This is a genomic window from Kitasatospora sp. NPDC058243 (genome assembly GCF_042882025.1).
GTDB lineage: Bacteria > Actinomycetota > Actinomycetes > Streptomycetales > Streptomycetaceae > Kitasatospora.
The window spans coordinates 725-1082 of the sequence record NZ_JBHVWW010000176.1 but is presented as its reverse complement, the minus strand read 5'-3'; the positions used below and the strand labels follow the sequence as shown (position 1 = coordinate 1082).

Below are 358 nucleotides of genomic sequence, written 5' to 3'. Positions count from 1 at the left end.
ATGAAGTGGTCCCCGCTCACACCGCCTGAGCGGTGGCGAGGCGGACGAAGGCGCCGACGGCGCCGGCAGACAGCCGGAGAACCGGGCCTGCCGAACGCTTAGCATCACGGACAAAGATCTTACTGAGCCTGGCGGCCGAAAGGTCGGCGACCTCGACGCACTGAGACTCTCCGCCTCCTGAGTAAGACGACTTGCGCCACTCCACGTTACCCAGGTCGGTAGCGCTGAGGCTGGCCATTTCAGTCACGGGTCTTCCCTTTCATGTAGTCCTTGATCATTTCGCGCGAGGCATCGACGTTGAGGGCGGCATCCGCCACGGCGTCGAAGGCCATCGCGAACGCTTCTACATCTTCCGGAT

The 358-nt window shown here is 62.8% G+C and carries 1 protein-coding gene; it reads right to left on the bottom strand.

The annotated features are described in order from the left end of the window. Window positions 1-16: 16 nt before the first annotated feature. Window positions 17-238, bottom strand: a complete 222-nt coding sequence (locus tag ACFVX9_RS39900) for a DUF397 domain-containing protein (RefSeq protein ID WP_387987237.1) — start codon at window positions 236-238, stop codon at window positions 17-19. Window positions 239-358 lie beyond the last annotated feature (120 nt).

Excerpts from the sequence above, each read along its gene's own strand:
- ACFVX9_RS39900 (WP_387987237.1), bottom strand. The coding sequence starts at position 238 with ATGGCCAGCCTCAGCGCTACCGACCTGGGTAACGTGGAGTGGCGCAAG.